This is a genomic window from Bradyrhizobium sp. CCBAU 51627 (assembly GCF_028128765.1).
In the GTDB taxonomy this organism is placed as follows: Bacteria; Pseudomonadota; Alphaproteobacteria; order Rhizobiales; family Xanthobacteraceae; genus Bradyrhizobium.
The window spans coordinates 12,792-36,766 of record NZ_LBJG01000013.1; the positions used below are offsets into that span (position 1 = coordinate 12,792).

Genomic DNA, 23,975 nt, shown 5'->3' on the forward strand with positions numbered 1-23,975 from the left:
GATTGCAGGTCACCTCTATCTTTCCCGCAAAGCTCCCTGCCTGTAGCGTACTAGCGGCGACAACAAATAGCTGATGATGGTCCGCGAGCCGGTCTTGATTTCGGCGGTGACGGCCATTCCAGGAAACAGCTTCATCTCCCTGTCCTCGACCATCATCGTGGTCTGATCGAGCGAGACGCGGGCGACGTACAGCAGTTCCTGCCCTCTCGGCTCGCTGCTGGTGTTTGCAGCCCCGGTAGAAGCAGACGCATCGAGGGCACTATCCTTCTTCTCCCGCACAACGGAATCGGAAGACACGCTGAGGATCTTGCCATGCAGCAGGCCGTAACGCGTGAAGTTGAACGTATCGATCTTGATCTGGGCTTCCTGGCCGGCGTGCACGAAACCGATGTCGCGATTCGAAATCGCCGCTTCGATTTCGACGTGATCGTCCGTGGGCACGATCACCGCGAGCGTCTGCGCCGGCGTGACGACCCCCCCGATCGTATGAATTGCGAGCTGCTGCACGACGCCGTCGATTGGAGCGGTCAGGGTTTGAAGGTTGGTCCGGTGCTCGCTCTTCAGCACGTCTTCGCTGAGGCTCGCGACCTTTTGTGTCGCCTTCGCCAGATCGTCGAACAGATGGTGGCGATATTCCGATGCGACCTTCGAGCGGGTCTCGTCCAGCGCGGCGGCGGCCTCCTTTGCCTCGTCGAGTCTGCTACGCTGCACCAGGAGATCGTGTTGGAGCCCAATGAGCTCCTGAAGCTCCGTCAAATATTGCAGCTTCGATCCCAACTCCTTGTCCGCCAGATATTTTCGAACGCTGACCCGTTCCTGGAGCACCGGTATCAATGCTTCCGTCTTGGCCAAGCTGGCTTCGATGGTGTTGCGTTCTGCCTCTTTCTGGGCCCTTTGGCGCTCCAGTTCGGCCAGCTTCGCGCGCTGCTCCGCTTCCTGGCTCCGCAGGAATTCCCGGTGCATATCGATCAAAGCGGAGGGCGTGCCCTCCGGCAAATCATCAAGGAGATCGGTGTTTCCGGCCAGGGCCGCCCGGTTGCGGGAAACGTCAAGGGAGGCCGCGAGGAGATCGCTACGCAGATGCTGCAGTTCAGCCTCGTTCACCGTCGGATCGAGTTCGACAAGTACCTCGCCGGCCTTGACGGTCTGGCCATCCCGGACGCGGATGCTGCGCACGACGCCAATCTCTAGGGGCTGGATCAGCTTGACGCGATCCCCTGGAACGATCTTGCCGGTCGCCGAGGCGATGATATCGATCTTGCCAAGGGCGGCCCACGCGAGCGCAGCGCAGAAGAACAACATCACAACAGCTCCGGATGCTCGGGCTGTCGGCGAAGGTGGCGTCTCCACGATCTCGAGCGCGGCCGGCAGGAAGGCGAGTTCGTTCCTGTCGCGCCTGCCGATCGACCGCTGAGCAGCGGCTGCTTTAGGAGCCGATTTCATGGATGCCGGTCTGCAAACGATAGAGGGACGCGTATCGACCGCCCGTCTTCACCAGTTCCTCGTGGGTCCCCTGCTCCACCAGGCGTCCGCGATCGATGGTGATGATGCGGTCCGTGCGCCGCACCGCGGACAATCGGTGCGCAATGACGAAAACGGTCCTGCCGCGGACGATGCGGCTCATATTGTCCTGGATGATCCTCTCGCTTTCGTAGTCCAGCGCGCTCGTCGCCTCGTCGAAAATCAGGATGCGAGGGTTGGTGATGAGCGCGCGCGCGATCGCGATCCGCTGGCGCTGTCCTCCCGAGAGGCTGCTGCCGCGCTCGCCGACGATGGTGTCGTAGCCCTCCGGCAGCTCGAGAATGAATTCGTGTGCACCGGCCAATTGGGCGGCAGCGATGATCTCCTCGATGGGAGCCGCCGGATTGGCCAAAGCGATATTCTCCCGGACCGAGCGGTTGAACAACACGTTCTCCTGCAGCACTACGCCAACCTGCCGCCGAAGCCAGGACGGATCGATCAATGCGAGGTCAATACCATCCACCAGGATTCTGCCGTGCTCCGGCACGTAGAGCCGCTGGATGAGCTTCGTGAACGTACTCTTGCCCGATCCCGACGGCCCGACGATCCCTACGACCTGGCCGGCCGGAATGTTGAGGGAGATGTCGTGAAGCACCTCGGGTCCATCCACGCGGTAGCGGAACGAGACGTGTTCCAGAGTGATCTGGCCCCTTATCGGAGGCGGCACGGCCCGGCCGGGATTGAACGTTGGTTCTGCCGGGGTATTCAGAATGTCGCCCAGCCGCGCGACCGACAGACGCGCCTGATGGAAGTCTTGCCAGATCTGCGCCAGCCTCAGAACAGGTGCGCTTACCCGCGCCGACAACATGTTGAATGCGACCAGCTCGCCGACCGTGAGGCTTCCGTCGATGACCAATCTCGCTCCGAAATAAAGAATAGCAGCAGTCACAACCTTGCTGACAAACTGCACGGTCTGACTCGCCGTGTTGGACAGGCTGAGCACCCGAAAGCTTGCCGCAACGTAACCTGCGAGCTGCTCTTCCCAGCGCCGCTGCATTTGCGGCTCCAGCGCCATCGCCTTGATCGTTTCGACCCCGGTCACGCTCTCGACCAGGAAGGACTGATTCTCCGCGCCGCGCTGAAATTTTTCATCGAGCCGTCGTTGAAACAAGGGGGTCACGCCGGCTGAAATACCGACGTAGAGCGGGAAGGACCCAACGACAATCCAGCTCAGCAGAGGCGAGTAGAAGAACATGACGGCGATGAACACCACCGTGAAGACCATGTCGACAACGAGCGTCAGGGCCGAACTGGTCAGGAAGTTGCGGATGCTTTCAAGCTCGCGCACGCGTGCAACTGAGTCGCCGACGCGACGCGCCTGGAAGTAGGAGATCGGAAGCGCCAGCAGATGGCGGAAGAGGCGCGCCCCCAGTTCGACGTCGACGCGGTTCGTCGTATGAGAGAATAGATAAGTCCTCAGGATGCCGAGTGCCGTCTCGAATATGGCGATCCCAAGCAAGCCGATCGTGAGGACGTCGAGCGTACTCAGGGTCCGGTTGACCAGCACCTTGTCAACGACAACCTGGAAGAAAAAGGGCGAGACCAGCGCAAACAGCTGAAGAAAGAACGAGGCGGTCAGGACCTCCAGAAACAGGTAGCGATATTTGTGAACGGCACCGAGAAACCACGAAAAATCGAACCGGCGGGACAAGTCCACGAGACTGGCACGACGGCTCATCAGGATCATGCGTCCGTCCCACACCGCTTCGAGCTCGGCTCTCGTTTTCAGCTCGGGGCGGGGAGCCAGGGGATGTTGGACGAGAATCTGGTCTTCGCCAGCCTTTGCAAGGAGCAGATGGCCTCCGTCGCGGAGAAAAGCAATCGCGGGGAGTGGCGTCTTCAGCAACCTCGACCAGTCGCCCCGCACCTGGCGCGCCTTGATGCCCCGCAGCTTTGCATATCGCAACATCTCGGTGGCGCTAAAATCTCCGGTACCGAAATGATGGCTGATCTGATCGGGGTCCGCCGCAATGCCGTGAAAGCGCAACAGGAGCACGAGGCTTGCGAGGCCGCTATCGACCGTTCTGAGAGTCCCCGATTGTTCACTCATTCAGTATTCAACGTACAAATTAACTATTGGCAGACTTGAGCAAAAAAGAACGACCGCAGTGCAAATCGCCCCGGGCCGAAACCATAGCCTAGGCGTTGAGCGACTTTTCGTAAAGTGTCGCGATTGAACTAGCCGACAAATCTATTGCCATCTGGCGAGATGGCCGCTCCCCGCACCGGCCTCAGCCGGCGGTACACGCCACCGACCGATGGCCATCATTGCGCGGAGTATCTCAGCCACCAGCTCCCGGGCAGCCTCTCGATCAAACCAGCACGTGAAACTCTTTCCAGGCGCCCCAGAGAGTGCCGTCAAAGGCCTGCACCCAGAGATCGTCCGACACGGTCCCGGACTGGAACGTCGTGCTGGAGAGTTGCGCGGCCGAGACGTTGATATTCTGATTGGCCCCTTGCGCGACCCCGCCGACCACGAAATGGCCGCTGCTCGGATCGGAGGTCGAGTCCCAGAAATGATAGGCCGTGACCGGATCGCCTTCCGCATCGCTCACTGTGAAGAGGGATGAAGTTGCGATGTTCTGGTTGTGTGTCGCCGTGTAATCGGACGCGCTCACGACCGGCGCATGGTCCAGCGGTGCGTTGACATGAAACTCTTTCCAGGCGCCCCAGACCGTTCCATCGAAGGCCTGCACCCAGAGATCGTCTGACCCGGACCCGGACTGGAACGTCGTGCTGGAGAGTTGCGCGGCCGAGACGTTGATATTCTGATTCATCCCCTGCGCAACCCCGCCGACCACGAAATGGCCGCTGCTCGGATCGGAGGTCGAGTCCCAGAAATGATAGGCCGTAATCGGATCGCCTTCCGCATCGCTCACCGTGAAGAGGGATGAAGCTGCGATGTTTTGGTAATGTGTCGCCGTGTAATCGGACGCGCTCACGACTGGCGCCTGGTCCACCGGTGCATTGACATGAAACTCTTTCCAGGCGCCCCAACTCGTACCATCGAAGGCCTGCACCCAGAGATCGTCTGACCCGGATGCGGACTGGAACGTCGTGCTGGAGAGTTGCGCGGCCGAGACGTCGATATTCTGATTGGCCCCTTGCGCAACCCCGCCGACCACGAAATGGCCACTGCTCGGATCGGAGGTCGAGTCCCAGAAATGATAGGCCGTGACCGGATCGCCTTCCGCATCGCTCACCGTGAAGAGGGATGAAGCTGCGATGTTCTGGTTGTGTGTCGCCGTGTAATCGGATGCGCTCACGACCGGCGCCTGGTCCACCGGTGCGTTGACATGAAACTCTTTCCAGGCGCCCCAGACCGTTCCATCGAAGGCCTGCACCCAGAGATCGTCTGACCCGGACCCGGACTGGAACGTCGTGCTGGAGAGTTGCGCGGCCGAGACGTTGATATTCTGATTGGTCCCCTGCGCAACCCCGCCGACCACGAAATGGCCGCTGCTCGGATCGGAGGTCGAGTCCCAGAAGTGATAGGCCGTGATCGGATCGCCTTCCGCATCGCTCACCGTGAAGAGGGATGAAGCTGCGATGTTCTGATTGTGTGTCGCCGTGTAGTCGGAAGCGCTCACGACTGGCGCCTGGTCCACCGGTGCATTGACATGAAACTCCTTCCAGGCGCTCCAATATGTACCGTCGAAGGCCTGCACCCAGAGATCGTCTGACCCGGACCCGGACTGGAACGTCGTGCTGGCAAGCTGCGATGCCAAGACGTCGATGCTCTGGTTGGTCCCTTGCGCAACCCCGCCGACCACGAAATGGCCACTGCTGGGGTCGGCGGTCGAGTCCCAGAAGTGATATTCCGTGATCGTGTAGCCATTCGGATCGCTCGCCGTGAAGAGGGTTGAAGCCGCGATGTTCTGGTTATGCGTCGCTGTGAAATCCGGAGCCGTCACGAGCGGCCCCAAGATCGCCGTACTTGCAACAACACCGTCGGCGAACTGGAAATTCTCGACGTTCGTGACGGTATCGGTACCGTCAGGTGAGCCGGCACGCTGATCGGCAATGGTGTAGGTTTGAGTCGCCGAATTGTACGCAACCGCGTAATTCGCCCGATTGCCCGAATACACCGCCGTGTCGGTGCCGGAACCACCATCGATGGTGTCGTTGCCGCCGCCGCCCGTGATCGTATCGTTGCCGCCGCCGCCTTTCAGCACGTTGGCAATGGCGTTGCCGATGATGGTGTCGTTGCCGGAACCACCGGTCGCATTGTCGATCAGCGAGCGCGTGTCGCCATTGTAAAGATAGGCATTGTAGACGTTGCCGGACGCGTAGTGGCCGTCGCCGAGATAGGCCAGCTGTGTCATGGAGAACACCGACGAGGCGCCGGGATTGAGATTGATCGTTAGGTCGGTCGTGTAGTTCGACAGGTCGTAGGTATCGATGCCGCCGCCGTCCCAGACGGTCTCGTAGATGCGGTTCGCCGAACCGCCGGCGCCGCCGCCCGGCGCGAGCTGGCCGATGCCGTTGATGAACTCCTGCCCCGTCGTAGGGCTCCAGGTGTAGACAGTGTTGCCGCTCTGGGTGTTGTAATTCGCGCCATACAGCGTCTGGAGCGCGAGGATATCATTGGCCATGTAGGTCTGCGGATATCCGTAGGCCTCATTCGTGTAGCCGGTGACCGGACCACCGACATAGCTGCGATAGCTCATGACGGTGTATTCGCTGTCGTCATGGGCGGTCGGCACCGCGACATTGGCGACGCCGCCGGTCTCCTGGCTGTGCTTGAGGCCGAAGGCATGACCGAGCTCGTGCAGCGCGGTCGTGAAATAGTAATTGCCGAGCTGCGCCTGCGTGTAGTCGTTTTCCGTGCCAAACCAGACGTCGCCGGCGGCCGCGTAATTGCCGGGGTAGTAGGCGTAGGACGTCGGATTGGCGACCGGCGACTGCGCGATCATGATGTCGGAAGAGCCGGTGCCGTTATAGGTAATGCTGGCGTTGGTGAAGCTCTCGATCAGCGCAATGGCGTAGTTGATCGCCATCTGCATCTGGCTCGGCGCGGCCGAAAAGCCTGACGTGGTCGGCTCACTGTCGCCGCCGGAATAGGGATAGGCATAAATCGCGGACGAGGTGGGGAAGCTATAGCTGATCGTGCCGGACCATTTGGTGCCCGCCAGCAGGCCGTCGATGTCTGCATTGTTTGTGGCACTGACGTTGACAGCGGTCGCCAAAGGGAATCTCCGAGCAGCAGGCCCCGTTCGATTCGGGGGATGGGCACCTGATTCTACCTTGAGAAACAAACGTTTGGTTTAAATGGGGCGAAGCGACCCGACCTCTTTCGCAAGACCGTGTTAAGCATCAAATCCGGTAATCATACGGATCGGGATGACCCACGCGGGGTTCCGCCTGCCCGTCGCGATTTGCAAAGGAAATCATGAAACTCCACCTGATCTGCTTAGGCTTGGCCGGCGCCCTGATGGCGCTTTCAGGGCCGGATAGCCTGCCCCCCGGAGGACTGCCTCTCATGGTCGGAAAAGCCAACGCGGACGATGGCAGCAAGGCGCGGCGCGCGCCCACGGTTCCCCCAGCCCGTGACCCTTCGGTCGCGGTTGCGGAAGAATACGAGCTCGCCCGCCGGAAGGGGACGGCGGAGGCGTTCGAGCTGTTCATCGCCCGCCATGGCGACGACCCGCTGGCCGAGAAAGCGCGCGCGGAGCTGAAGCGGTTGTCGCGCTGATCGACCCCAAAACTTCCTGGACCCCAAAACCTCCTGGCCCCCAAGACTTCCTGGGTAGCTTTTCTTGGCTTGCCACCTGCTCGCCTCGCGCGGAACAGGCAGACTCGACACAACCTTTTTGTTTCGTTCGCCGCTCTGCTATCCAATCCTTCAAAGTTCCCCTAAAGGCCCTGAATGATGCGTGTGCTCATTTTGAACGCCGACTATCCGCGCTTTCTCACCTGGCTCTATAGACAACGGCCGGGTCTTGAGAACGAGTCTTACGCGGCGCAGATGGCCGCACGAAACGCCAGCCTATTCGGCGTTGCGGACTTCTACTCCCGCAATTTCGCCGGCCTCGGGCATGCGGCAATGGACATCCACGTCAATAATGCATGGATGCGGGCAGCATGGGCGCGTGAGCACGGCCTTGCTCTCTCCGCCCCGCCCCCACCCGGCACGCCCCCAGCGCGAGACGCCGTTCCGGGCTGGGTGCAGCGCGCAGTGGCTCCGTTGAAGCCGATGTTGAGGCCGCTCGCGCGCAAAGTTGGGTTGAGCCCCCGTCTCGACACGGAAGCGGAACAGATCCTGCTGGCGCAGATCGAGGACTTCAAGCCCGATCTCGTCCTCAATCAGGATCTATTTCACATCGACACCCGCCTCGCGCGCCGCATCAAGCAGATCGGCCGTCCAATTCTGATTGGCCAAACCGGAATATCTCCGCCACGCGGCGAGGACTGGTCGGTCTACGATCTCATGATCTCTCAGATGAGGTCCGTCGTGGAATTCTTCCGCGGGCATGGCGCCCGCGCCGAGTTGGTGCATCTTGCCTTCGAGCCCGCAATTCTCGACGTCTTGCCGCCTCCGCCACCACAGCAGTTCGACGTTACCTTCGTCGGTGCAGTGTCGGCGGATCACCAGCGCCGCGTCGCTCAGCTTGAGGCGGTGGCGCGTCGCTATGATCTGAAACTGTTCGGCAGCGGCCTGCACACTCTTCCCGCCTCCTCACCACTGCACCGCTGCCATCAGGGCGAGGTGTGGGGCGCGGCGATGTACCAAGCGCTGCGCGCCTCCCGCATCACGCTCAACTCGCACATCGACATGGCTGGCAGCGACGCCGGCAATGCGCGACTGTTCGAAGCGACCGGCGTCGGCACATTCCTGCTCACCGACTTCAAGGACAATCTGCATACCCTGTTTGCACCTCAGCGCGAGGTCGCGGCATGGCGCGATCCCAAAGACTGCCTTGCCATGATCGACCATTATCTCGCCGACGAGGCAACGCGTGTAGCCATTGCTCAGGCGGGCCAGACCAAGACGTTCGCTGCCCACACCTTTCGTCGGCGCGTCGAACAGATTCTTGGATGCTTCGGCTGAACCCGAGGTTAGCGTGACCGGATCCGCCCTCGGCACTCAACTCGGGGAGCAGGACCAGCCAGAGCCCGTCTTTTTCGCCCCGAAGACGCTGTGCTGTCGACACTGGACCTTGTTAAGACTGCCTCAGGTCCGGTAAAGCGGAATTGGCGAGATGCTCGGGACAACATCTGGCTGAAGCCTTTGCCGTTAAGATCACTGCTTGCAATCTCCCTTCGGAAGGAAGCTGGTTATGCCCATGGAATTCATCGATTTGAAGGCGCAGCTGCGATCAATTCGAGGGGCAATTGACGAGCGGATGCAAAGAGTGCTCGATCACGGCCAGTTCATCATGGGTCCCGAAGTCGCCGAGATGGAGCAGCGGCTGGCGACCTATACCGGAGCAAAGCATTGCATCAGCGTGGCTTCGGGTACCGAAGCGCTTCTGATCGCGCTGATGGCACTCGGTGTGGGACCAGGTGATGAGGTCATCACCACTCCCTTTACATTTGTCGCGACGGCCGAGGTCATCGTTTTGCTTGGCGCGACCCCGGTGCTCGTCGATGTCGAGCCGGACACCTGCAACGTCAACGCAGAAAAGATTGAAAGCGCGATCACATCGCGCACAAAGGCGATCATGCCAGTATCGCTCTACGGGGCGACCGCTGACATGGACGAGATCAATGCAATCGGCGAGAAGCACGGAATTCCCGTGATCGAGGACGCGGCCCAAAGCTTTGGTGCCGAGTACCGCTCACGCAAAAGCTGCAACGTATCCTCCATCGGCTGCACCAGCTTCTTTCCGAGCAAACCACTTGGTTGCTTTGGTGACGGAGGCGCCATTTTTGTCTCGGACGACGCGCTTGCGAAGGCCATGAGGGAGATACGGACGCATGGCCAGGAGAGACGATACTATCACACACGTGTCGGCGTGGGCGGACGCATGGACACGTTACAGTGCGCGGTGATTCTCGCGAAGCTTGATATCTTCGATTGGGAGATCGCGGAGCGCATCCGGATCGGACGAACCTACCGCGACATGGTCGCGGAGATCCCGGGTATTCAGGCCCCGGCCGTTCGTAACGATCGGACCTGCGTCTGGGCTCAGTTCACAGTGAAGACGGACAACCGCGATGCTGTCGTCGCTTCGCTGAAGCAAGCCGGAGTGCCGACGGCAATCCACTATCCGATCCCCGTGCATAAGCAGCCGGCCTATCGATCGCTGTGCCGCGTCGTGGGCGGATTGGAGATTTCAGAGCGCATTGCGCAGCAGGTCGTCAGTCTTCCGATGCATCCTTACCTTGATGCCGAAACGATGCGCATGATTGCAGACGCGCTTGCCAAGGCCGCACGATCATCGTGAGGCGCTTGAAGAAGCATTGACTTGAGCCGCGCAACGTCACCTCGCCCCTCGCGATCCCGTTCACGACGGCCTGCATGTATCGCGCAAGCATTCAGCTTGGGCCACAGGCAGGCCGTCAATCAGAAGTGCGATCTGCCCATGGATCGCCCCGTTTGCGCATCGACTATCGTTTTCGGTCCACCCTTGACGGTCCCGGCCAAAATGGCCAAAGTGCCCGGCGCGGACGCTATGTCACTCTAATTGCAGCGCTTTTTGTCGAGGCCCAGGATGGAACACGTCGAACATGTTCGATTCGGCGATCAGCTCTATGCGATCATCGTGCGCGCCTCATTTCGCGAGCCGGGTATCCACTTCTTTTCGTCGCCGGAGCTGTCGCAGCAGCTCGCCTATATGAGCCACCCGGAGGGCAAGAGCATCGAGCCGCACCGCCACAACAAGGTGACGCGCGAGGTGCACTACACCCAGGAGGTGCTGCTGATCCAGAAGGGCAAGCTCCAGGTCGACTTCTACACGGTGGCTGAAGACTATCTGGAGAGCCGCGTGCTGGGTGCCGGCGACATCATCCTGTTGTGCAGCGGCGCCCACGGCTTCCACGTGCTCGAGCCGGTCGAGATGTTCGAGATCAAGCAAGGCCCCTATTCCGGCGAGAACGACAAGACAAGGTTTGCGGAAGTCGCGCCGTCCGAAATTCGGATCAAGGGTCCAAATCTGTGACCAGACCCAAGACCGCGCCGTTCATTCCCGTCAACACGCCGCTGCTCGACGGCAACGAAGCCGCCTATTTGGCCGAATGCATCCGAACCGGCTGGATCTCGTCGGAAGGGCCATTCATCAAGCGCTTCGAGCAGGCGATGGCCGAGGCTGCGGGGCGGCGCCACGGCATCGCGGTGACCAACGGCTCGGTTGCGCTCGACATCGCCGTCCACGCGCTCGGGCTGGAGGAAGGCTCCGAGGTCATCATCCCGACCTTCACGATCATCAGCTGCGCCGCGGCCGTTGTGCGCGCCGGGCTCGTGCCGGTTGGCGTCGACTGCGATGCCGCGACCTGGAACATGACGACCGAAGGCGTGGAAGCTGCGATCACCCCGCGCACGCGCGCGATCATGCTGGTCCACATCTATGGCCTGCCGGTCGATCTCGAACCGATCCTGGCGCTCGCCCGCAAGCACGATCTGAAGGTGATCGAGGACGCCGCCGAGATGCACGGCCAGACCTACCGCGGTGCCCCCTGCGGCAGCTTCGGTGATGTCTCGACCTTCAGCTTCTATCCCAACAAGCATGTCACGACCGGCGAAGGCGGCATGATCCTCACCGACGACGATGCGCTCGCCGATCGGCTGCAAGGCTATCGCAACCTCTGCTTTCAGCCGCAGCAGCGCTTCGTCCACGAGGAGCTCGGCTGGAACGCGCGCATGACCAATCTCCAGGCCGCGCTCGGCGTCGCCCAGGTCGAGCGTCTGCCCCGCACCGTCGAACGCAAGCGCCGCATCGGCCGGCTCTATGACGAGCATCTCGGCGGCCTCAACAGCATCCGCCGTCCGGTCGCCAAGACCAGCTATGCGGACAACATTTACTGGGTGTACGGCATCGTGCTGGGCGAGGACGTGCCGTTCGACGCCAAGGAGGCGATGCGCCGCCTCGGCGAAAGGGGTATCGGCACGCGGCCGTTCTTCTGGTGCATGCACGAGCAGCCGGTGCTGCGCCGGATGGGCCTGATGCTCAACGAATCGCATCCGAATGCCGAAACCATTGCCCGTCGCGGTTTTTACCTGCCTAGCGGACTTGGCATGACCGACCACGACATCGCGCGCTCCGCGCAGGCGCTCGAGGAGATCCTGGCGTGACTGTCTTCGCCGACTACGCGCCCTGGTACGACCTGCTCTATCGGGACAAGGACTACGCGGCCGAGACATCTTTCGTCGAAGCACGCCTGCGCGAACATGGCGTCGCCTCGGGCAAGCTGCTCGATCTCGGTTGCGGCACCGGCTTGCATGCGCTGGCCTTCGCCCGTCGGGGATGGAACGTCGCCGGCGTCGATCTCAGCGAGGAGATGATCGCAAGCGCCAAGGCGCGCGCCGCGAAGGCCGGGCTGTCGATTCCGTTCCGGCAGGGCGATGCCTGCGAGGCCGGCCCCGAGCATGATTTCGACGCGGTGGTGTCGCTGTTCCATGTCGCGAGTTACCAGACCAGCCGCAATGCGCTGGCGGCGATGTTCCGCACCGCGCATGCCGCGCTGAAGCCGGGCGGCGTGTTCTTCTTCGACTATTGGTATGGCGGCGCCGTGCTGGCGCAAGGCGTCGAGACGCGCGTCAAGGTGATCGAGCAGAAGCCGCTGCGCCTCACCCGAATCGCGCAATCCGACCATGACGAGCAGGCCGCGACCGTCACCGTGAACTACACGCTGTTCTGCGAGGAGACGGATCGCGGCACGATCCGCCGCGTCGATGAAGCGCACCGCATGCGCTACTGGTTTCCGTTCGAGATCGACGCAGCGCTCGCAGGGAGCGCCTTTGAACCCGCTACTCATGCCGCATGGCTGACGCAGGACGCGCCGAGTTCGAAGAGCTGGGCGGCCTACGCCACGACGAGAAAGGCCGGCAAGTCGTGAGAGCGCTGCGTCTTGCCGTGATGCTGGAGCAGGCACTCGAGGTCGGTGGCGGTTTCCAGCAACCGCTCAACGACCTGCTCTGGCTGCGCGATTGGGCAGCCAAGTCCGGCAACGAAATCGAGGTGTACTCGCCCTATCCGAAGACAATCGAGGTCCTGAAGGAATTCGGCGTCACCGCCCGCCTGCTCAAGTTCGGCGTGCTCGACTATCTCTTCCTGTTCCTGAAATATTGCCGACCGTTCGACCTGGCCCAGATCGTGCTGAAGTGGAAATCGCCGTTCGAGCGCGCCTTGATCCGCGACGGCATCGACGTCGTGCATTTCACCTCGACCTCGAAGCGGCACCTGCTGCTGTATGAGCTGCCCTTCATCGTCACGATCTTCGACGGCTGCCATCGCGACGCGCCGGAATTTCCTGAAGTCCGCACCTTCGGTGAATTCGAGCGGCGCGAGATCCTGTTCAGCCTTGCGAGCACCAAGGCCGCCGTGGTGATCGTGAATGCGCCCGACCTGATCGATGATCTCTCCCGCCGCTACGCCATGGAGCGGGATCGCGCGGTCTGCATCCCCTTCTCGCCCTCGGCCTATGTGAGCCAGTCCACGCCCGCAGCCGACGAGGATGCGGCCGTGCTGACAAAGTACCGGCTCGAGCCCGGTTACCTGTTCTATCCGGCGCAGTTCTGGCCGCACAAGAACCACATGACGCTGCTCGCAGCGCTCACTCGCCTGCGCGAGCGTGGCGTAATCGAACGGCTGGTGCTTTGCGGCTCGGATCGCGGCGGCCGCGACAAGATCGATGCGGCAATCCAGAGCTACGGTTTGTCGGACCAGGTCTCCATCATCGGCTTCGTCGAATCCGCCGAACTCGGTGCGCTCTATCGCGGCGCGGCGGCGCTGGTGATGCCGAGCTATTTCGGCCCGACCAATCTGCCGCCGCTCGAAGCCTGGGCGGTCGGCACGCCCGTGATCTATCCGGAGGCCTTCAAGGTGCAGGCCGGCGATGCCGCGATCCTGTTCGATTATGACGACGCGCGCTCGCTCGCGGACGCGATCGTCAGTCTCCGCATCGAGGGCACGCGCGAGCGGCTGCGCGAGGCCGGCTATCGGCGGCTCGCGCAGTTTGCCGAGGAGACCAAGGCGGGTCAGGCGGAATTCGCTCGCCATCTCGAGCGGCTGAGGCGCCGGCTGGCGCTGACACCGCACTGAATTCTTCGCTAGGCCGGCACCAGGGCCCGCAGGCGCGCGCGGAGCGCCTCGCTCAGCAGCGGGCTAGCGAGTGCGCCAACCACAACCAGCCAGGCCGCGCATTCCACCATGAAATGCGCAAGCCCGCCCCCCGGCACCAGCGCGGTGATCGCAAGGCCGATCAGCCAGCCCGACGCCACGATGCCGGTCGCCATCAGCAGCAGGAAGGCAATGTGCCTGAATGGCTCGCGCAGGGTCTGCCGCATGATCACCCATCCGAGCAGGCCGAACTGAAGCAGGATATCGCTCGCGACCACCGCAGCCGCGGCGCCGAGCGGTCCGAGCCGCGGGATCAACACGAAGGACTGAGCCAGGAAGACGACCAGCTGCAGCCCCTTGGTCCGGATCAGAAGCTCGCCGCGGTTGCTGTGACTGGCAAAGATCAGCGCCAGCAGCGAAGGCGCGACCGCAGCCGAGCCGAGCAACAGCACCACCGCGAGCGGACCGTCATAGGGAATGCTGCCATGGGTCCACAACGCGAAGAAGTCGGGCCAGAACGGCAGCATGCCCGCAACGACCAGGCAGGCGAGCCCGGTCACGAACACCGAGCCATAGGCATAGTGGCGGCGCAGCCGCTCCTTGTCGCCGACCGCGTGGTCGTGGCCGAGCTCGGCGCCGAACGGCAGGGCGACCTGGAGGCAGAGCCCGCGCACCAGGCTCGCGATCACGCGCGTCAGCCCCCATTGCGCCACCGCGATACGATCGGTGACAAGGGCCGAAACCAGCAGCACCGGCACGTTGACGAGCGCGAGCTCGGCGATGTTCGTGACCGCGAAGGGCAGTGCGCGACCGAGCTGTCCGACACTCCAGCGCCATGATGGCACGATCGACGTTCCCGTACGGCGCAGGAACGGAAACAGTCGCGGCGCGTCGAAGGCGACGATGAAGACCGTGAACAGCAGCTGCATTGAGATATAGGCGATCGCCACCGCGAGCAGGCTTCCGAACAGGAATAGTGCAACGAGCTGCGCGATCTGACCGAGCAGCAATGCGGCGTTTTGCAGCCAGATGATGCGGCCATATTGGCCGCGCACGCGATAGAGGCCGGAGGCGAGGTTGGCAGGCAAGCTCAGAAGCATGCCGACCGTCATCGCCAGCATCGCGGCATCGATGGTCGGTGTGTCGTGAAAACCGAGCACCGTCGAAGGCGGCGCGAGAAAGACGGCCACGCACAGCATCACGCTAAGACCTGCGACGATGGCGAGATAGATCCGCAGCGTAGCGCCATAGAAGTGCGCGGAGCGTCCGTCGCAGTCAGCACAGGATCTGAAGGCCAGAAACCGGTTGATCGCGCGAAGCTGCAGCCCCGCATCGGCGACGACAACGAGGCCGCCGGCGGCATAGATCGCGAGCCATGCAGCGAGCAGGTCCCCGCTCCAGACATGCAGGAAGGCCGGGATCAGCAACAGCTGCTGGGTCAGACCCAGCCCCATCTGGATCAGGTTCGCGGACCAGCCGTGAATCAGCCGTCGGGCGCGTCCGGAGCCGCCGGAACCGCTCGGACCATCGGCCTTGCCGGGCGCGTCAGTCTGCGTGTCGGTCAAGCCGCGTCCTTCTCCCGACATAGGCGTTGAAGCCGCGTCTTAGGATGGTTGAACGGCTTAGGCAATGGCGTCCGGATTTGCTCCCGTCACGCCGGCGTTTGCAGGGCGCTCAGAGCCCGTCGGCCTTGCCATTCTTCGGCGTCGAGCGCGGCACGAAGGGCGCGAATGACGTGCTCGCCGTGGTCGGCATGGTCAGCTTGCCGGCCCCCTCCGCAGCGGGCATTGCGGGCGACCCCGGCCGTGCCGATGCCCCATCCGGCCGTTGCAGCGCCAGCACCTCATTGCGATCGCCCTGCTTGAACGTCACCTCGCGCGGCTGGACCGAGGTCAGCGACCAGCCGCCCTGCGTCTCACCTTGCCGCATACGGACGACCTTCTGATCGGTCCGGTTGACGAGGATTGCGATAGCATCGCCCTCGCCCACCACCGCCCCGACCAGCGTCAGCGGCGGCGGCGCTTCGACCGGCTTCGGCGGCGGCACTGCATGAACCTCTTCGACCGGGGCGGTTGCGACCGCGCGCGGCGGCGGCCGCCGCGTGGCCGAGAAGATCGGGCGCTCGTGGGTCGCGGTCAGCGCCGACAGCGGCACCGACCACAGCGGATTGCCGCGGGGAGCCGGCTTGCTGGCAACGGGCGCCGACGATGCAATCGGCTTCACCGCGCCGACATCGACGCTCTCGGCGGGACTGCCGACGACATCGTCGGACAGGATGTCCACGCGCGAGGAGGTTGCCGCCAACGCCTCCGCGATGCCCAGTACCGCACACAATACGGCCAGTCCTGTCGATCTCAACCCGCCGGACATCGATAATTTCCTGTGGCCGGCTGCGCCAACACGCAGCAAGCGTCCCAAACTAGAGCCGGCCTTCAACCCGGTCCGAGCCAGCTCCGACCCTGCCCTTCCGTCCTGCATGTTGCAACGCGTAAAAATGTTGCCCAACGGCCACGATCGCTGAAACTGCACAGGAAACGACGGAGACTTCATGCTACTTGCCCGCCTGCCACTGGCCGGAGACGCCCAGGATCACCCTGACGCGGCCGGTGCCGGCATCGCTTTGCGCGGTGGTCTGCGGCACCTGAACGTCGAGCTGATCGACGAACAGGAACGGCATGCCGGCTTCGAGATCGTAGAGCACCTTCTGCAGTGCCGGCTGTTCGAGCTCGCAGCTCACCACGAGGCCGACGAAGCCGTCCTTGGTCTGCGCTAGCGAGACGTCGACCTGCGAAGATTGCATCGAGCCGCCGACATTGCCGATCGCAGTCGCAACCCGCTGCAGCAGATTGGCGCCCGCGACAGTCACCGTCGGTCCTTGCAGGAATGGCGTGCCGGGATGCTCAGCCGACATCGCCGCGGCATTCTTGGCGGCGCCCTTGCGGCCGCGCAGCTGATCGAGCAGGTCGGAGGTCTGCGCCAGGGCCTGACGATGGGCGATGACGTCGGCGATCGACAGGCTCGCCATCAGCAAGAGCCCGCCCGTCACTGCAAGGTAGAGCGTGACCGCGATCAGCGGCGAGCCGGTCAGCGTCCGCGTGACGGCGCTTGCGCTTCCGGCGTTGGCGCTGCTCATGGAATTCATGGCCCGTTCCTCGGCTCGACCTGTGCCTCGATGTGGAAGCGCTCGCCGGGATCGGAGGGGCTGCGCGTCGTCGGAGCGTAGAAGGTGGCGCGGGTGAAATGCAAGGACTGCTCGATCAGCGGGATCAACGAGGGCGCATCGCGTGTGATCCCTGCGATCTGGAGCTTATTGCCGGCCAGATGCATCTCGGTGACATAGGTGTGATCAGGCAGGAGACGGCTCAGCGATTCCAGCACGATCACGCTCGCCGGCGTGTCGTATTTGCGCCGCTCCAGCAGCGCCATCGGCGAGCGCTCGCCGCCGTCGGCACCCCGAATCGCGGCGCGGCGCTGGGTGATCTGTCGCTCGAGCTCGCTCTCCTGCGCGCTCAAGCTGTCGGCCAGATAGCCCGCGACGATTGAGCCGAGCAAGGCCGTGACGGCGGCAACAGCCAGCACCACTTGCAGCGTCCGGCCGAGCCGCACGCGATCGATCGCGCCGCGCGACTTCTGCTCGAACACCCTGATACGCCCGCCCTCGCCCGTCTCCGCGACGATCGCAATCGCGAACGGCTGAAAGGCGGACAATGCATCGACATAGCCCAGCGCGAGCCGGCGCGGGGCGGCCGCGATCATCGTGGTGATGCTCTCGCTGCCCTGCGCCACCGGCGCGCTGCAACCGAAAACGGCATCCGTGGCGCTCCACGGCGTCAGCCGGTCGATCTGCGCCCGCACGATGCCATCGAGGAAATCGGCCGCACGCGCCGGCAGCTCCAGCGGACGGAACAGGAAGCGTGCCGGCCTCAGCACGATCTCAACGCGACAGCCGCGGACGATCTGCGCGAGATTGGCACCGGTAAATTTGCCGTCCTCGAACCCGACCTGCTTCGGAATGTTCTCGGGCCTCGCAGCCTCCAGCGTGAACGTGCCGGTCTCGCCCTCGACGAACCGCACCAGGCGCGGCGACACCATCCGCTCCAACCCAGTGACGGCAGCGCTGGCCACCGTACCGGTCCAGGCATCGAAAATGGCGCGAAGAGAAACGAACGAACTCATCTCACAGGGCCTTTCCGGCGGAGCCGTCGAAGGCATTGCGCCACGACAATACACGATAGGGCTCATCGCCGCTGTCGAGAAGCAGAATGACGATCTCCGCTGAGCTCTGCCGGTGCGACGGTGCCTCGGTCGCAACAGTCACCCGGTAGGCCCTTGCGCCCTCGATCGTCGCGCTGGCGCTGCCGGCAAGCCCAACCAGTGACTGCGGATCGACGTTGGGATCGGCGCGGCTGCGTAGCAGCTCTTGCAGCGTCTCGGGCGTCATGCCGGGCAGCGCCGCCACCACTTGCGGCGCGGCGTCCAGCACGTTCACGGTGCGCATGTTGCTGAACACGGTGACGAAAGGCAGCATGCGCTCGATCACGTTAGGCGGAATGCCGCGCACCAGCCACAGCTCGTCGCTGTGCGGAAACGGCGCGTGGCGCGGCAGATAGGGCGCGCCAAGCGTGCGATAAAGAGAATCCTCTGGATTGTCCACGCCGGGCTCCGTCGACGACCGCCACGCCAGGATCCGGTCGGCGTAGTCAGGCGCATCCGCCGCGGAGACGCCAAGCCCGATCATCAGGCCCGCGAGCACGGCCTTCGGCGCCATGTTGAGATCGATCCGCGCAGCCTCCGAGCGGAACGTCACGGCTATCAGCCCCGCCCCGATGCGGGCATTGAAGGTACCGCTGGTCGGGCGCGTCGCCTCGCTTTGCGCGGTCAGCCGATAGGCCGTGAGCTCGAGGCCGGCGTTCGTCAGGGCATCCGCCTGCAACCGGTCGGTGTTGGCGGCGACGGTGACCGCGGTATTGGTGACATAGGTCAGATAGATCAGCGCGAGCGTGGCCAGCGCAGTCAGCATCCAGAGCACCACGACGACGATGAAGCCGTGTTCGTCGCCAAGGGGGCCACGTTCTTGGCAGTGCAATCGCGAGCGCCGTAGCCGAAGCTTCGCTTCGGCGTTCCTGATAGACGGCCGCCGAAGGCGGCCTACGCTCTGCCGCAAGCGGGAGAGGCGAAGCAAGCCATCGACCGCGCCGCTCACAGCTGCTGCTCCTCATTCTCCCCCTGTGGCGGCCGCGTGCCTGCTGCCACGCAGGTCGTCGGATTCTTGGCTCGCGCGCATTCGGCCGGCGCCGTGATGTGCGGCAACACCGCGGCCGAGACCGCCAGCACCTGACCGCTGGCGCCGTCGCGTACCGTGATGCGGATGCGATCCGGCAGTTGTCCCTGACCATGCCAGGTCGGCTGCCATTTCCGGTCAGGGCCGGCGTAGGCGAAGCTGACACGGAACGGCGCGCGGATCAGCACCACCTGGTCGACGAAACGGATCTGCCCGTCTGTCGGCATCGGCTGGAACGGCGCGCGCTCGCGCACCAGCGCCAACCCCTGGGCATCGGCCTTTTCGATCAGGCGGATGAATTCGAGGCCCGGTCGCGCACTCGGCCCTAGCGCGGTGCGCAGAAAGGTCACCGACAATTCGGCACCTTCGAACAGCGGCGTCCTGGCGTCGCCATTCACGGTCATCTGCTCGGCGACGGAGAGATCGGCGACGATGCGGTCGATCCCGGTGGCGAGCCGTTCCGCACGCTGCACCCGCGCGATCCCGCGATTCCAGTTCGGCAGCCATTGCGCGGTCACGGTCGCAAGCGCGGCCAGGATCACCGTCATCAGCAGCGTCGCCAGCAGCACTTCGAGCAGCGTGAACCCTGCCTCCGACGCGAACGAACGGTACAAGCGTTTCATTGCGACGGCCTCGGTACCAGCTTCACCGTCGTGACCTGGAGCGCGGCGCCGTCGGCGCGCTGGAGGCGCAGATTGACCGCCAGCGGCAAGAAGCGATCGGTGGCGGGATTGCCGCCGGCGACCTTCATCGGCACGACGTCGACGCGCCAGCGGCTGCCGGCGAGCTCCCCGCTCTGCCGGCCGGGCTTCAGCAATCCACGCGCCGGCAGGTCCGCAAGCAATGTCTCCGCCGTGCCTGATAGCGCCAGGTGCTGGTCGATCGAGCGCGTGCCCTTTGTCGTCACAGCGATGACCGAGCCGATGGTTCCAAGCACGATGGCGATAATCGCGAGCGCGACCAGAGTCTCGATCAAGGTGAAGCCGGCGGCGCGGTCAGAGCAGCTTCTGCGGGACAATCTCGACACCTCCGGTCAGCCAGTTGACCCGCACCTCGTAGCCCATGCCCGGCCGCGCCAGTGCGATCGTCCCCCCGCAGGACATGCCCGACGGGAAGAAATCGATCGATCGCCCCGTCGCCCGATCGGCGCAGCGCGCGGCCAGCGTCGCCTGCACGACGACGTCGCGCGGCAAGCGGATGGTCTGTCCGGTGACGCCAGAGCGGATCGCGCGCGCCTCAGCATCCACCAGAGTTGCGACCCTGACCTGGCGGCGCAGCGCGGAATTGCGGTCGGATTTCAGCAGGGCCGCGGTTTCGACCGCATAGCTTTCGAGCTTTGCCCGTGTCGTCGCGTACGGGACTGCCGGCAGAATAATCGCCGCGAGCAGACCGATGATCGCAAGCACGCACAGGATCTCGATCAGCGCGAAGCCTTGTTGATCGAAGTCCTGCACATCACAATCTGGTTCAGCGCGCGCCGCTGACAATGTCGGTCGCCGTTCCACTGCCGCCTTCCTGACCGTCTGATCCGAGCGAGATGATCTCGTAGGGCGCGTTCGCACCCGGCGACCGATAGACATAGCCATGGCCCCAGGGATCGTTGGGCACCACACCGCCGCGCAAATAAGGTCCGTTCCAGCCGGCCTGGTTGTTGCTCCGCGTCAGCCCGGTGAGACCTTCATTCGAGGTCGGATAGCGGCCGAGATCGAGATAATAGAGATCGAGCGCGCTGGAGAAGCTCTCGATCTGGATTTTCGCCGCCTTGGCCTTGGACTCGCTGAGATAGTTCAACACCCGCGGGCCGACCAGCGCCATGATCATGCCGATGATGGTGATGACGACGAGCATCTCGACCAGGGTGAAGCCGGCCTCTCCTCCTCCGCGCCGCCGGCGGCGCTTCGACGATGGATGTCTGGTCACTTCAAGCCCCTCCCGTTACCTTGTCGTCTAACCGACGATCTGGCTCACCGACATCAGCGCCGTCATTACCGACGTGATCAGGCCGCCGACGACCAGCGAGATCGCGATGATCGCCGCGGGCCCCGCAATTCCAACCGCGCGGTCCAGCGTGCGCTGCAGCTTGGCCTCGTAGAATTCGGCGACGCGGCCGGACAGCATCGGCAATTGTCCGGTCTCATCGCCCAGTCTCAGCATGCGCACCGCCATCGGCGGCAACGCCTCGGTCTCGGCGAGCGCATCAGAGAGTTTTGAGCCATGCCGGACACGGTCGGCGGCATCGCTCCAGACCGTGGATGATCCTGTCGTCGCCATCATGTCGACCAGGATGCGCAGCGTGTTGGTGAGGTTGACGCCGCTGCCGAGCAGCAGGCCGAGATTGCGGCAGAACAGCGCCGTGCGATAGGCGCCCATCACGTTGCGGATCGCCGGCGCCTTCGTGAATGCGTTGGTGATGCCGCGGCGAACCCGCTCCTGTCGCAACAGCAGCCAGGCGGCCGTGATAAACGCAGCAAGGCCCGCCAGCACGACATCGGAATTGCCGCGCAGAAACGTCGAGATGTTCAGGAACACGCCGACAACAGGATCGACCTTGGCGCCAAAGTCTTGGAGGACGCTGGCGAACTGCGGCAGCACGAAGGTCAGGAAGAACAGCAGCACGCATCCGGCCGCGCCGAGCACAAAGATCGGATAGCGGATCGCATCCGTGAGGCGCCGCCTCAGTGCCTCGCCCCGCGCACGCTCGCCGGCGAGCACCTCCAGCACCTGGTCAAGCGACCCCGACGCTTCGCCGACCCGCACCAGCGCGACATACATGGGCGGAAACAGCCCCTCGTGGCGCGCCAAGGCCTCGCCAAAGCTCTCGCCGGAGACGACTCGCGCGCGGATGTCGACAACGACGGGCCGCAACCGTCCGAAATCCGGATCGGCGGCGAGCAGCTCGAGGCCATCATTGATGCGGGCGCCGGCGCGCAGCAGCAACGCCAGATCGCGGGTGAAGATGGTGACGTCTTCCGGCTTCGGCCTGTTGAAGAGGCTGAGTGCGCCGCGCGCTGCACCGCCCTCCTCGGGCGTCACGTTGTCAACCAGCACCAAGCCGAGCCGCTCGATCCGCTGCGCCACGTCGCCCGGTGCCGACGCGGCGATGGCCCCGGAGACCAGTTCGCCGTTGGCATTGAGCGCGCGGTAGCGATAGTTCGGCATGATTCCTAGCTCATTTGAGCGTTAGCGCATCGTCGTGACGCGGAAGACCTCGGACACCGTCGTCAATCCGGCCCGGCATTTGGCGACGGCATCCTCCAGCATCGTCGTCATGCCGCCGCGCATCGCGGCTGCGTCGATGGCATGGGAGTCGGTCTGTGGCCCGATCAGCGTGCGCACCTCGTCGGACATTTCGAGGATCTCGAACACGCCGTTGCGCCCACGATAGCCGGTGCCGCCGCAGCGCTCGCAACCGCCGGCCTCGTGCAAGACCTCGCCGCACTTGAAGCCGATCATTGCAAAGCGCGGATCCCTGGCAAGATCGGCCTCGGTCAGCGCGTGCGGCACCTTGCAGCGGTCGCACAGCATGCGCACCAGGCGCTGCGCCACCACCGCACGCAGCGTCGACCTGAGCAGGAAGCCCTCGATGCCGAGATCAATCAGGCGCGGCACGGCGGCAGCCGCCGTCTCGGTGTGCAGCGTCGTCAACACCAGATGGCCGGTGAGCGCGGCATGGATCGCGATATGTGCCGTCTCTGAATCGCGGACCTCGCCGACCATGATGACATCAGGGTCCTGACGCACGAAGGCGCGCATGGCGGAGGCAAAGGTCAAGCCGATCGAGGGCTTCACCTGGGACTGGTTAATACCAGGAATTTCGTACTCGACGGGATCCTCGATCGTGAGGATCTTGCGCGACGGCTCGTTGAGGATCGACAGCATAGTTGCAAGCGTCGTGGTCTTGCCGCTGCCGGTGGGCCCGGTGATCACGATCATGCCATGCGGCATTGCAAGCAGGCGCGTCATCACGCTCTCGTCGCGAGTCCGCAGACCGAGCTTGCTCATCTCGAGCAGGCCGCGATCGCGCGGCAACAGGCGGATCACGGCGCTCTCGCCGTGCTGCGTCGGCATGGTTGCGACCCGGATGTCGATTTCGTTGCGCCCGACGCGCACGCGCGCCGCGCCGTCCTGCGGCAGGCGGCGCTCGGCGATGTTGAGGCTGGCGAGAATCTTGATGCGCGAGATCAGCGCTTGCGGCGGAATGCCTTGCGGCGAAGGCAGCGCACGCAATAGGCCATCGACGCGCATGCGCACGGTGAGCCCGGAGCGGAACGGCTCGACATGAATATCACTGGCGCGCAGATCCAACGCACGCTCCAACAGGTCGTTGAGCGCCCGCACCACCGGCGCACCGCTGGCGAGGTCTCGCAGGCTCTCGATATCGTCTTCGGATCGCTGCGCCGAGCTCCTGCCGCTCTCGTCGGCATTTGCGTCATCGGCATCGGCCCGCTGATCGAGGACCGTCGTAATATCCTCATATGACGCGACTACGACATCGACTGTCGTTCCGAACACAATCTCGGCCGCGCGCATGGCGGCCGTATCGGACGGATCGGCGACCGCCAGTCGGAGAGCGCCGTTCGGCGCGCTGAAGGGAAAGATCGTGGATTCACGCAGGAATCGCCGCGAAAAGCCGTCCAGGCGAGGCGTGGTTGTGAGCAGTTGTGGAAGACCGAGCCGTGGCAGACCAAAATATTCCGAGACTTCGTCGGCAAAGTCGGCTGCGGAGAGATCGGTTGCTTCCCAGAACTCGCGCAAGGGACGCGCGAGCATGGTCGTTCCTGAGGTCTCCAGACGGGCATGCGCCCGCGGCGGCAGCGAATATTTTTCGAGAAGGTGCAGCCGGAAGCTATCGGCGGAGCGGTCTTGCATTGCATTCACAGCACGCACCTTGTTGTTCGATTGCACCGGCTTCCGAGTGTCACGGCGGTCCTTTAGCCTTGATATATTTCTTG

At 63.7% G+C, this 23,975-nt stretch carries 21 protein-coding genes; 7 read left to right on the forward strand and 14 right to left on the reverse strand.

All coding sequences use genetic code 11. The annotated features are described in order from the left end of the window. Positions 1 to 15: 15 nt before the first annotated feature. From XH88_RS07530 to XH88_RS07540, 3 genes are all read right to left on the reverse strand, one after another. Positions 16 to 1,443: an HlyD family type I secretion periplasmic adaptor subunit gene (locus tag XH88_RS07530; RefSeq protein WP_271614779.1), complete on the reverse strand. Its 1,428-nt coding sequence runs from the start codon at positions 1,441 to 1,443 to the stop codon at positions 16 to 18. Then, positions 1,427 to 3,571, reverse strand: a complete 2,145-nt coding sequence (locus XH88_RS07535) for a type I secretion system permease/ATPase (RefSeq protein ID WP_271614780.1) — start codon at positions 3,569 to 3,571, stop codon at positions 1,427 to 1,429. The genes XH88_RS07530 and XH88_RS07535 overlap by 17 nt, the downstream gene beginning before the upstream one ends. A 262-nt stretch (positions 3,572 to 3,833) precedes the next feature. Continuing rightward, positions 3,834 to 6,710, reverse strand: a complete 2,877-nt coding sequence (locus XH88_RS07540; protein ID WP_271614781.1) for a M10 family metallopeptidase — start codon at positions 6,708 to 6,710, stop codon at positions 3,834 to 3,836. A gap of 203 nt (positions 6,711 to 6,913) precedes the next feature. Between XH88_RS07540 and XH88_RS07545 the strand changes: the two genes are divergently transcribed. The 7 genes from XH88_RS07545 to XH88_RS07575 all read left to right on the forward strand — a co-directional run bounded on the left by XH88_RS07545 (position 6,914) and on the right by XH88_RS07575 (position 13,724). Then, the gene (locus XH88_RS07545; RefSeq protein ID WP_271614782.1) at positions 6,914 to 7,216 is read left to right on the forward strand and encodes a hypothetical protein; all 303 of its coding nucleotides are present in this window, start codon (positions 6,914 to 6,916) and stop codon (positions 7,214 to 7,216) included. Positions 7,217 to 7,390: 174 nt separating this feature from the next. Beyond that, positions 7,391 to 8,572, forward strand: coding sequence for a CgeB family protein (locus tag XH88_RS07550; RefSeq protein ID WP_271614783.1), 1,182 nt, complete (start codon positions 7,391 to 7,393; stop codon positions 8,570 to 8,572). A gap of 235 nt (positions 8,573 to 8,807) precedes the next feature. Further along, positions 8,808 to 9,911, forward strand: a complete 1,104-nt coding sequence (locus XH88_RS07555) for a DegT/DnrJ/EryC1/StrS family aminotransferase (RefSeq protein WP_271614784.1) — start codon at positions 8,808 to 8,810, stop codon at positions 9,909 to 9,911. Between the two features lie 267 nt (positions 9,912 to 10,178). Beyond that, a complete protein-coding gene (locus XH88_RS07560; protein ID WP_271614785.1) occupies positions 10,179 to 10,625 on the forward strand; it encodes a hypothetical protein in 447 nt (148 codons plus the stop codon). After that, positions 10,622 to 11,755, forward strand: coding sequence for a DegT/DnrJ/EryC1/StrS family aminotransferase (locus tag XH88_RS07565; RefSeq protein WP_271614786.1), 1,134 nt, complete (start codon positions 10,622 to 10,624; stop codon positions 11,753 to 11,755). Before XH88_RS07560 ends, XH88_RS07565 begins: the two co-directional genes overlap by 4 nt. Beyond that, positions 11,752 to 12,519 (forward strand): class I SAM-dependent DNA methyltransferase, encoded by a 768-nt coding sequence (locus tag XH88_RS07570; protein WP_271614787.1) that lies wholly within the window; start codon positions 11,752 to 11,754, stop codon positions 12,517 to 12,519. The genes XH88_RS07565 and XH88_RS07570 overlap by 4 nt, the downstream gene beginning before the upstream one ends. Continuing rightward, positions 12,444 to 13,724: a glycosyltransferase family 4 protein gene (locus XH88_RS07575; RefSeq protein WP_271614788.1), complete on the forward strand. Its 1,281-nt coding sequence runs from the start codon at positions 12,444 to 12,446 to the stop codon at positions 13,722 to 13,724. The genes XH88_RS07570 and XH88_RS07575 overlap by 76 nt, the downstream gene beginning before the upstream one ends. 8 nt (positions 13,725 to 13,732) lie before the next feature. On the opposite strand, the gene XH88_RS07580 is transcribed toward XH88_RS07575, so the two are convergent. The 11 genes from XH88_RS07580 to XH88_RS07630 form a co-directional block, all read right to left on the reverse strand. Next, positions 13,733 to 15,307, reverse strand: a complete 1,575-nt coding sequence (locus XH88_RS07580) for a lipopolysaccharide biosynthesis protein (RefSeq protein WP_271614789.1) — start codon at positions 15,305 to 15,307, stop codon at positions 13,733 to 13,735. A gap of 109 nt (positions 15,308 to 15,416) precedes the next feature. Further along, complete coding sequence (locus tag XH88_RS07585) at positions 15,417 to 16,112, reverse strand: hypothetical protein (RefSeq protein ID WP_271614790.1); 696 nt, start codon at positions 16,110 to 16,112, stop codon at positions 15,417 to 15,419. Between the two features lie 181 nt (positions 16,113 to 16,293). Beyond that, positions 16,294 to 16,884 carry a type II secretion system protein GspM gene (gspM, locus tag XH88_RS07590; protein WP_271614791.1) on the reverse strand — a complete coding sequence of 197 codons (591 nt, stop codon included), beginning with the start codon at positions 16,882 to 16,884 and terminating at the stop codon, positions 16,294 to 16,296. Next, on the reverse strand, positions 16,881 to 17,918 hold the full coding sequence (locus tag XH88_RS07595; RefSeq protein ID WP_271614792.1) for a PilN domain-containing protein: 1,038 nt from the start codon (positions 17,916 to 17,918) through the stop codon (positions 16,881 to 16,883). Before XH88_RS07595 ends, gspM begins: the two co-directional genes overlap by 4 nt. A 1-nt stretch (position 17,919) precedes the next feature. Then, positions 17,920 to 18,828: a general secretion pathway protein GspK gene (locus XH88_RS07600; protein WP_271614793.1), complete on the reverse strand. Its 909-nt coding sequence runs from the start codon at positions 18,826 to 18,828 to the stop codon at positions 17,920 to 17,922. A 113-nt stretch (positions 18,829 to 18,941) separates the two neighbouring features. Further along, positions 18,942 to 19,646, reverse strand: coding sequence for a general secretion pathway protein GspJ (locus tag XH88_RS07605; RefSeq protein ID WP_271614794.1), 705 nt, complete (start codon positions 19,644 to 19,646; stop codon positions 18,942 to 18,944). Next, positions 19,643 to 20,041 carry a type IV pilus modification PilV family protein gene (locus XH88_RS07610; RefSeq protein ID WP_271614795.1) on the reverse strand — a complete coding sequence of 133 codons (399 nt, stop codon included), beginning with the start codon at positions 20,039 to 20,041 and terminating at the stop codon, positions 19,643 to 19,645. The genes XH88_RS07605 and XH88_RS07610 overlap by 4 nt, the downstream gene beginning before the upstream one ends. Then, the gene (locus XH88_RS07615; protein WP_271614796.1) at positions 20,019 to 20,528 is read right to left on the reverse strand and encodes a prepilin-type N-terminal cleavage/methylation domain-containing protein; all 510 of its coding nucleotides are present in this window, start codon (positions 20,526 to 20,528) and stop codon (positions 20,019 to 20,021) included. The genes XH88_RS07610 and XH88_RS07615 overlap by 23 nt, the downstream gene beginning before the upstream one ends. Continuing rightward, a complete protein-coding gene (gspG, locus tag XH88_RS07620; protein WP_271614797.1) occupies positions 20,491 to 20,943 on the reverse strand; it encodes a type II secretion system major pseudopilin GspG in 453 nt (150 codons plus the stop codon). Before gspG ends, XH88_RS07615 begins: the two co-directional genes overlap by 38 nt. Positions 20,944 to 20,970: 27 nt before the next feature. Further along, positions 20,971 to 22,182: a type II secretion system F family protein gene (locus tag XH88_RS07625; protein WP_271614798.1), complete on the reverse strand. Its 1,212-nt coding sequence runs from the start codon at positions 22,180 to 22,182 to the stop codon at positions 20,971 to 20,973. A 21-nt stretch (positions 22,183 to 22,203) separates the two neighbouring features. Beyond that, entirely contained in the window at positions 22,204 to 23,892 is a 1,689-nt protein-coding gene (locus XH88_RS07630) for a GspE/PulE family protein (protein ID WP_442868422.1), read from the reverse strand. Positions 23,893 to 23,975 lie beyond the last annotated feature (83 nt).

What these genes read in the sequence shown, in the direction of transcription:
- XH88_RS07530 (WP_271614779.1), bottom strand. Translation starts at nt 1,443, where the DNA reads ATGAAATCGGCTCCTAAAGCAGCCGCTGCTCAGCGGTCGATCGGCAGG.
- XH88_RS07535 (WP_271614780.1), bottom strand. Translation starts at nt 3,571, where the DNA reads ATGAGTGAACAATCGGGGACTCTCAGAACGGTCGATAGCGGCCTCGCA.
- XH88_RS07545 (WP_271614782.1), top strand. Translation starts at nt 6,914, where the DNA reads ATGAAACTCCACCTGATCTGCTTAGGCTTGGCCGGCGCCCTGATGGCG.
- XH88_RS07550 (WP_271614783.1), top strand. Translation starts at nt 7,391, where the DNA reads ATGATGCGTGTGCTCATTTTGAACGCCGACTATCCGCGCTTTCTCACC.
- XH88_RS07555 (WP_271614784.1), top strand. Translation starts at nt 8,808, where the DNA reads ATGGAATTCATCGATTTGAAGGCGCAGCTGCGATCAATTCGAGGGGCA.
- XH88_RS07560 (WP_271614785.1), top strand. Translation starts at nt 10,179, where the DNA reads ATGGAACACGTCGAACATGTTCGATTCGGCGATCAGCTCTATGCGATC.
- XH88_RS07575 (WP_271614788.1), top strand. Translation starts at nt 12,444, where the DNA reads ATGGCTGACGCAGGACGCGCCGAGTTCGAAGAGCTGGGCGGCCTACGC.
- XH88_RS07585 (WP_271614790.1), bottom strand. Translation starts at nt 16,112, where the DNA reads ATGTCCGGCGGGTTGAGATCGACAGGACTGGCCGTATTGTGTGCGGTA.
- gspM (WP_271614791.1), bottom strand. Translation starts at nt 16,884, where the DNA reads ATGAATTCCATGAGCAGCGCCAACGCCGGAAGCGCAAGCGCCGTCACG.
- XH88_RS07595 (WP_271614792.1), bottom strand. Translation starts at nt 17,918, where the DNA reads ATGAGTTCGTTCGTTTCTCTTCGCGCCATTTTCGATGCCTGGACCGGT.
- XH88_RS07605 (WP_271614794.1), bottom strand. Translation starts at nt 19,646, where the DNA reads ATGAAACGCTTGTACCGTTCGTTCGCGTCGGAGGCAGGGTTCACGCTG.
- XH88_RS07625 (WP_271614798.1), bottom strand. Translation starts at nt 22,182, where the DNA reads ATGCCGAACTATCGCTACCGCGCGCTCAATGCCAACGGCGAACTGGTC.
- XH88_RS07630 (WP_442868422.1), bottom strand. Translation starts at nt 23,892, where the DNA reads ATGCAAGACCGCTCCGCCGATAGCTTCCGGCTGCACCTTCTCGAAAAA.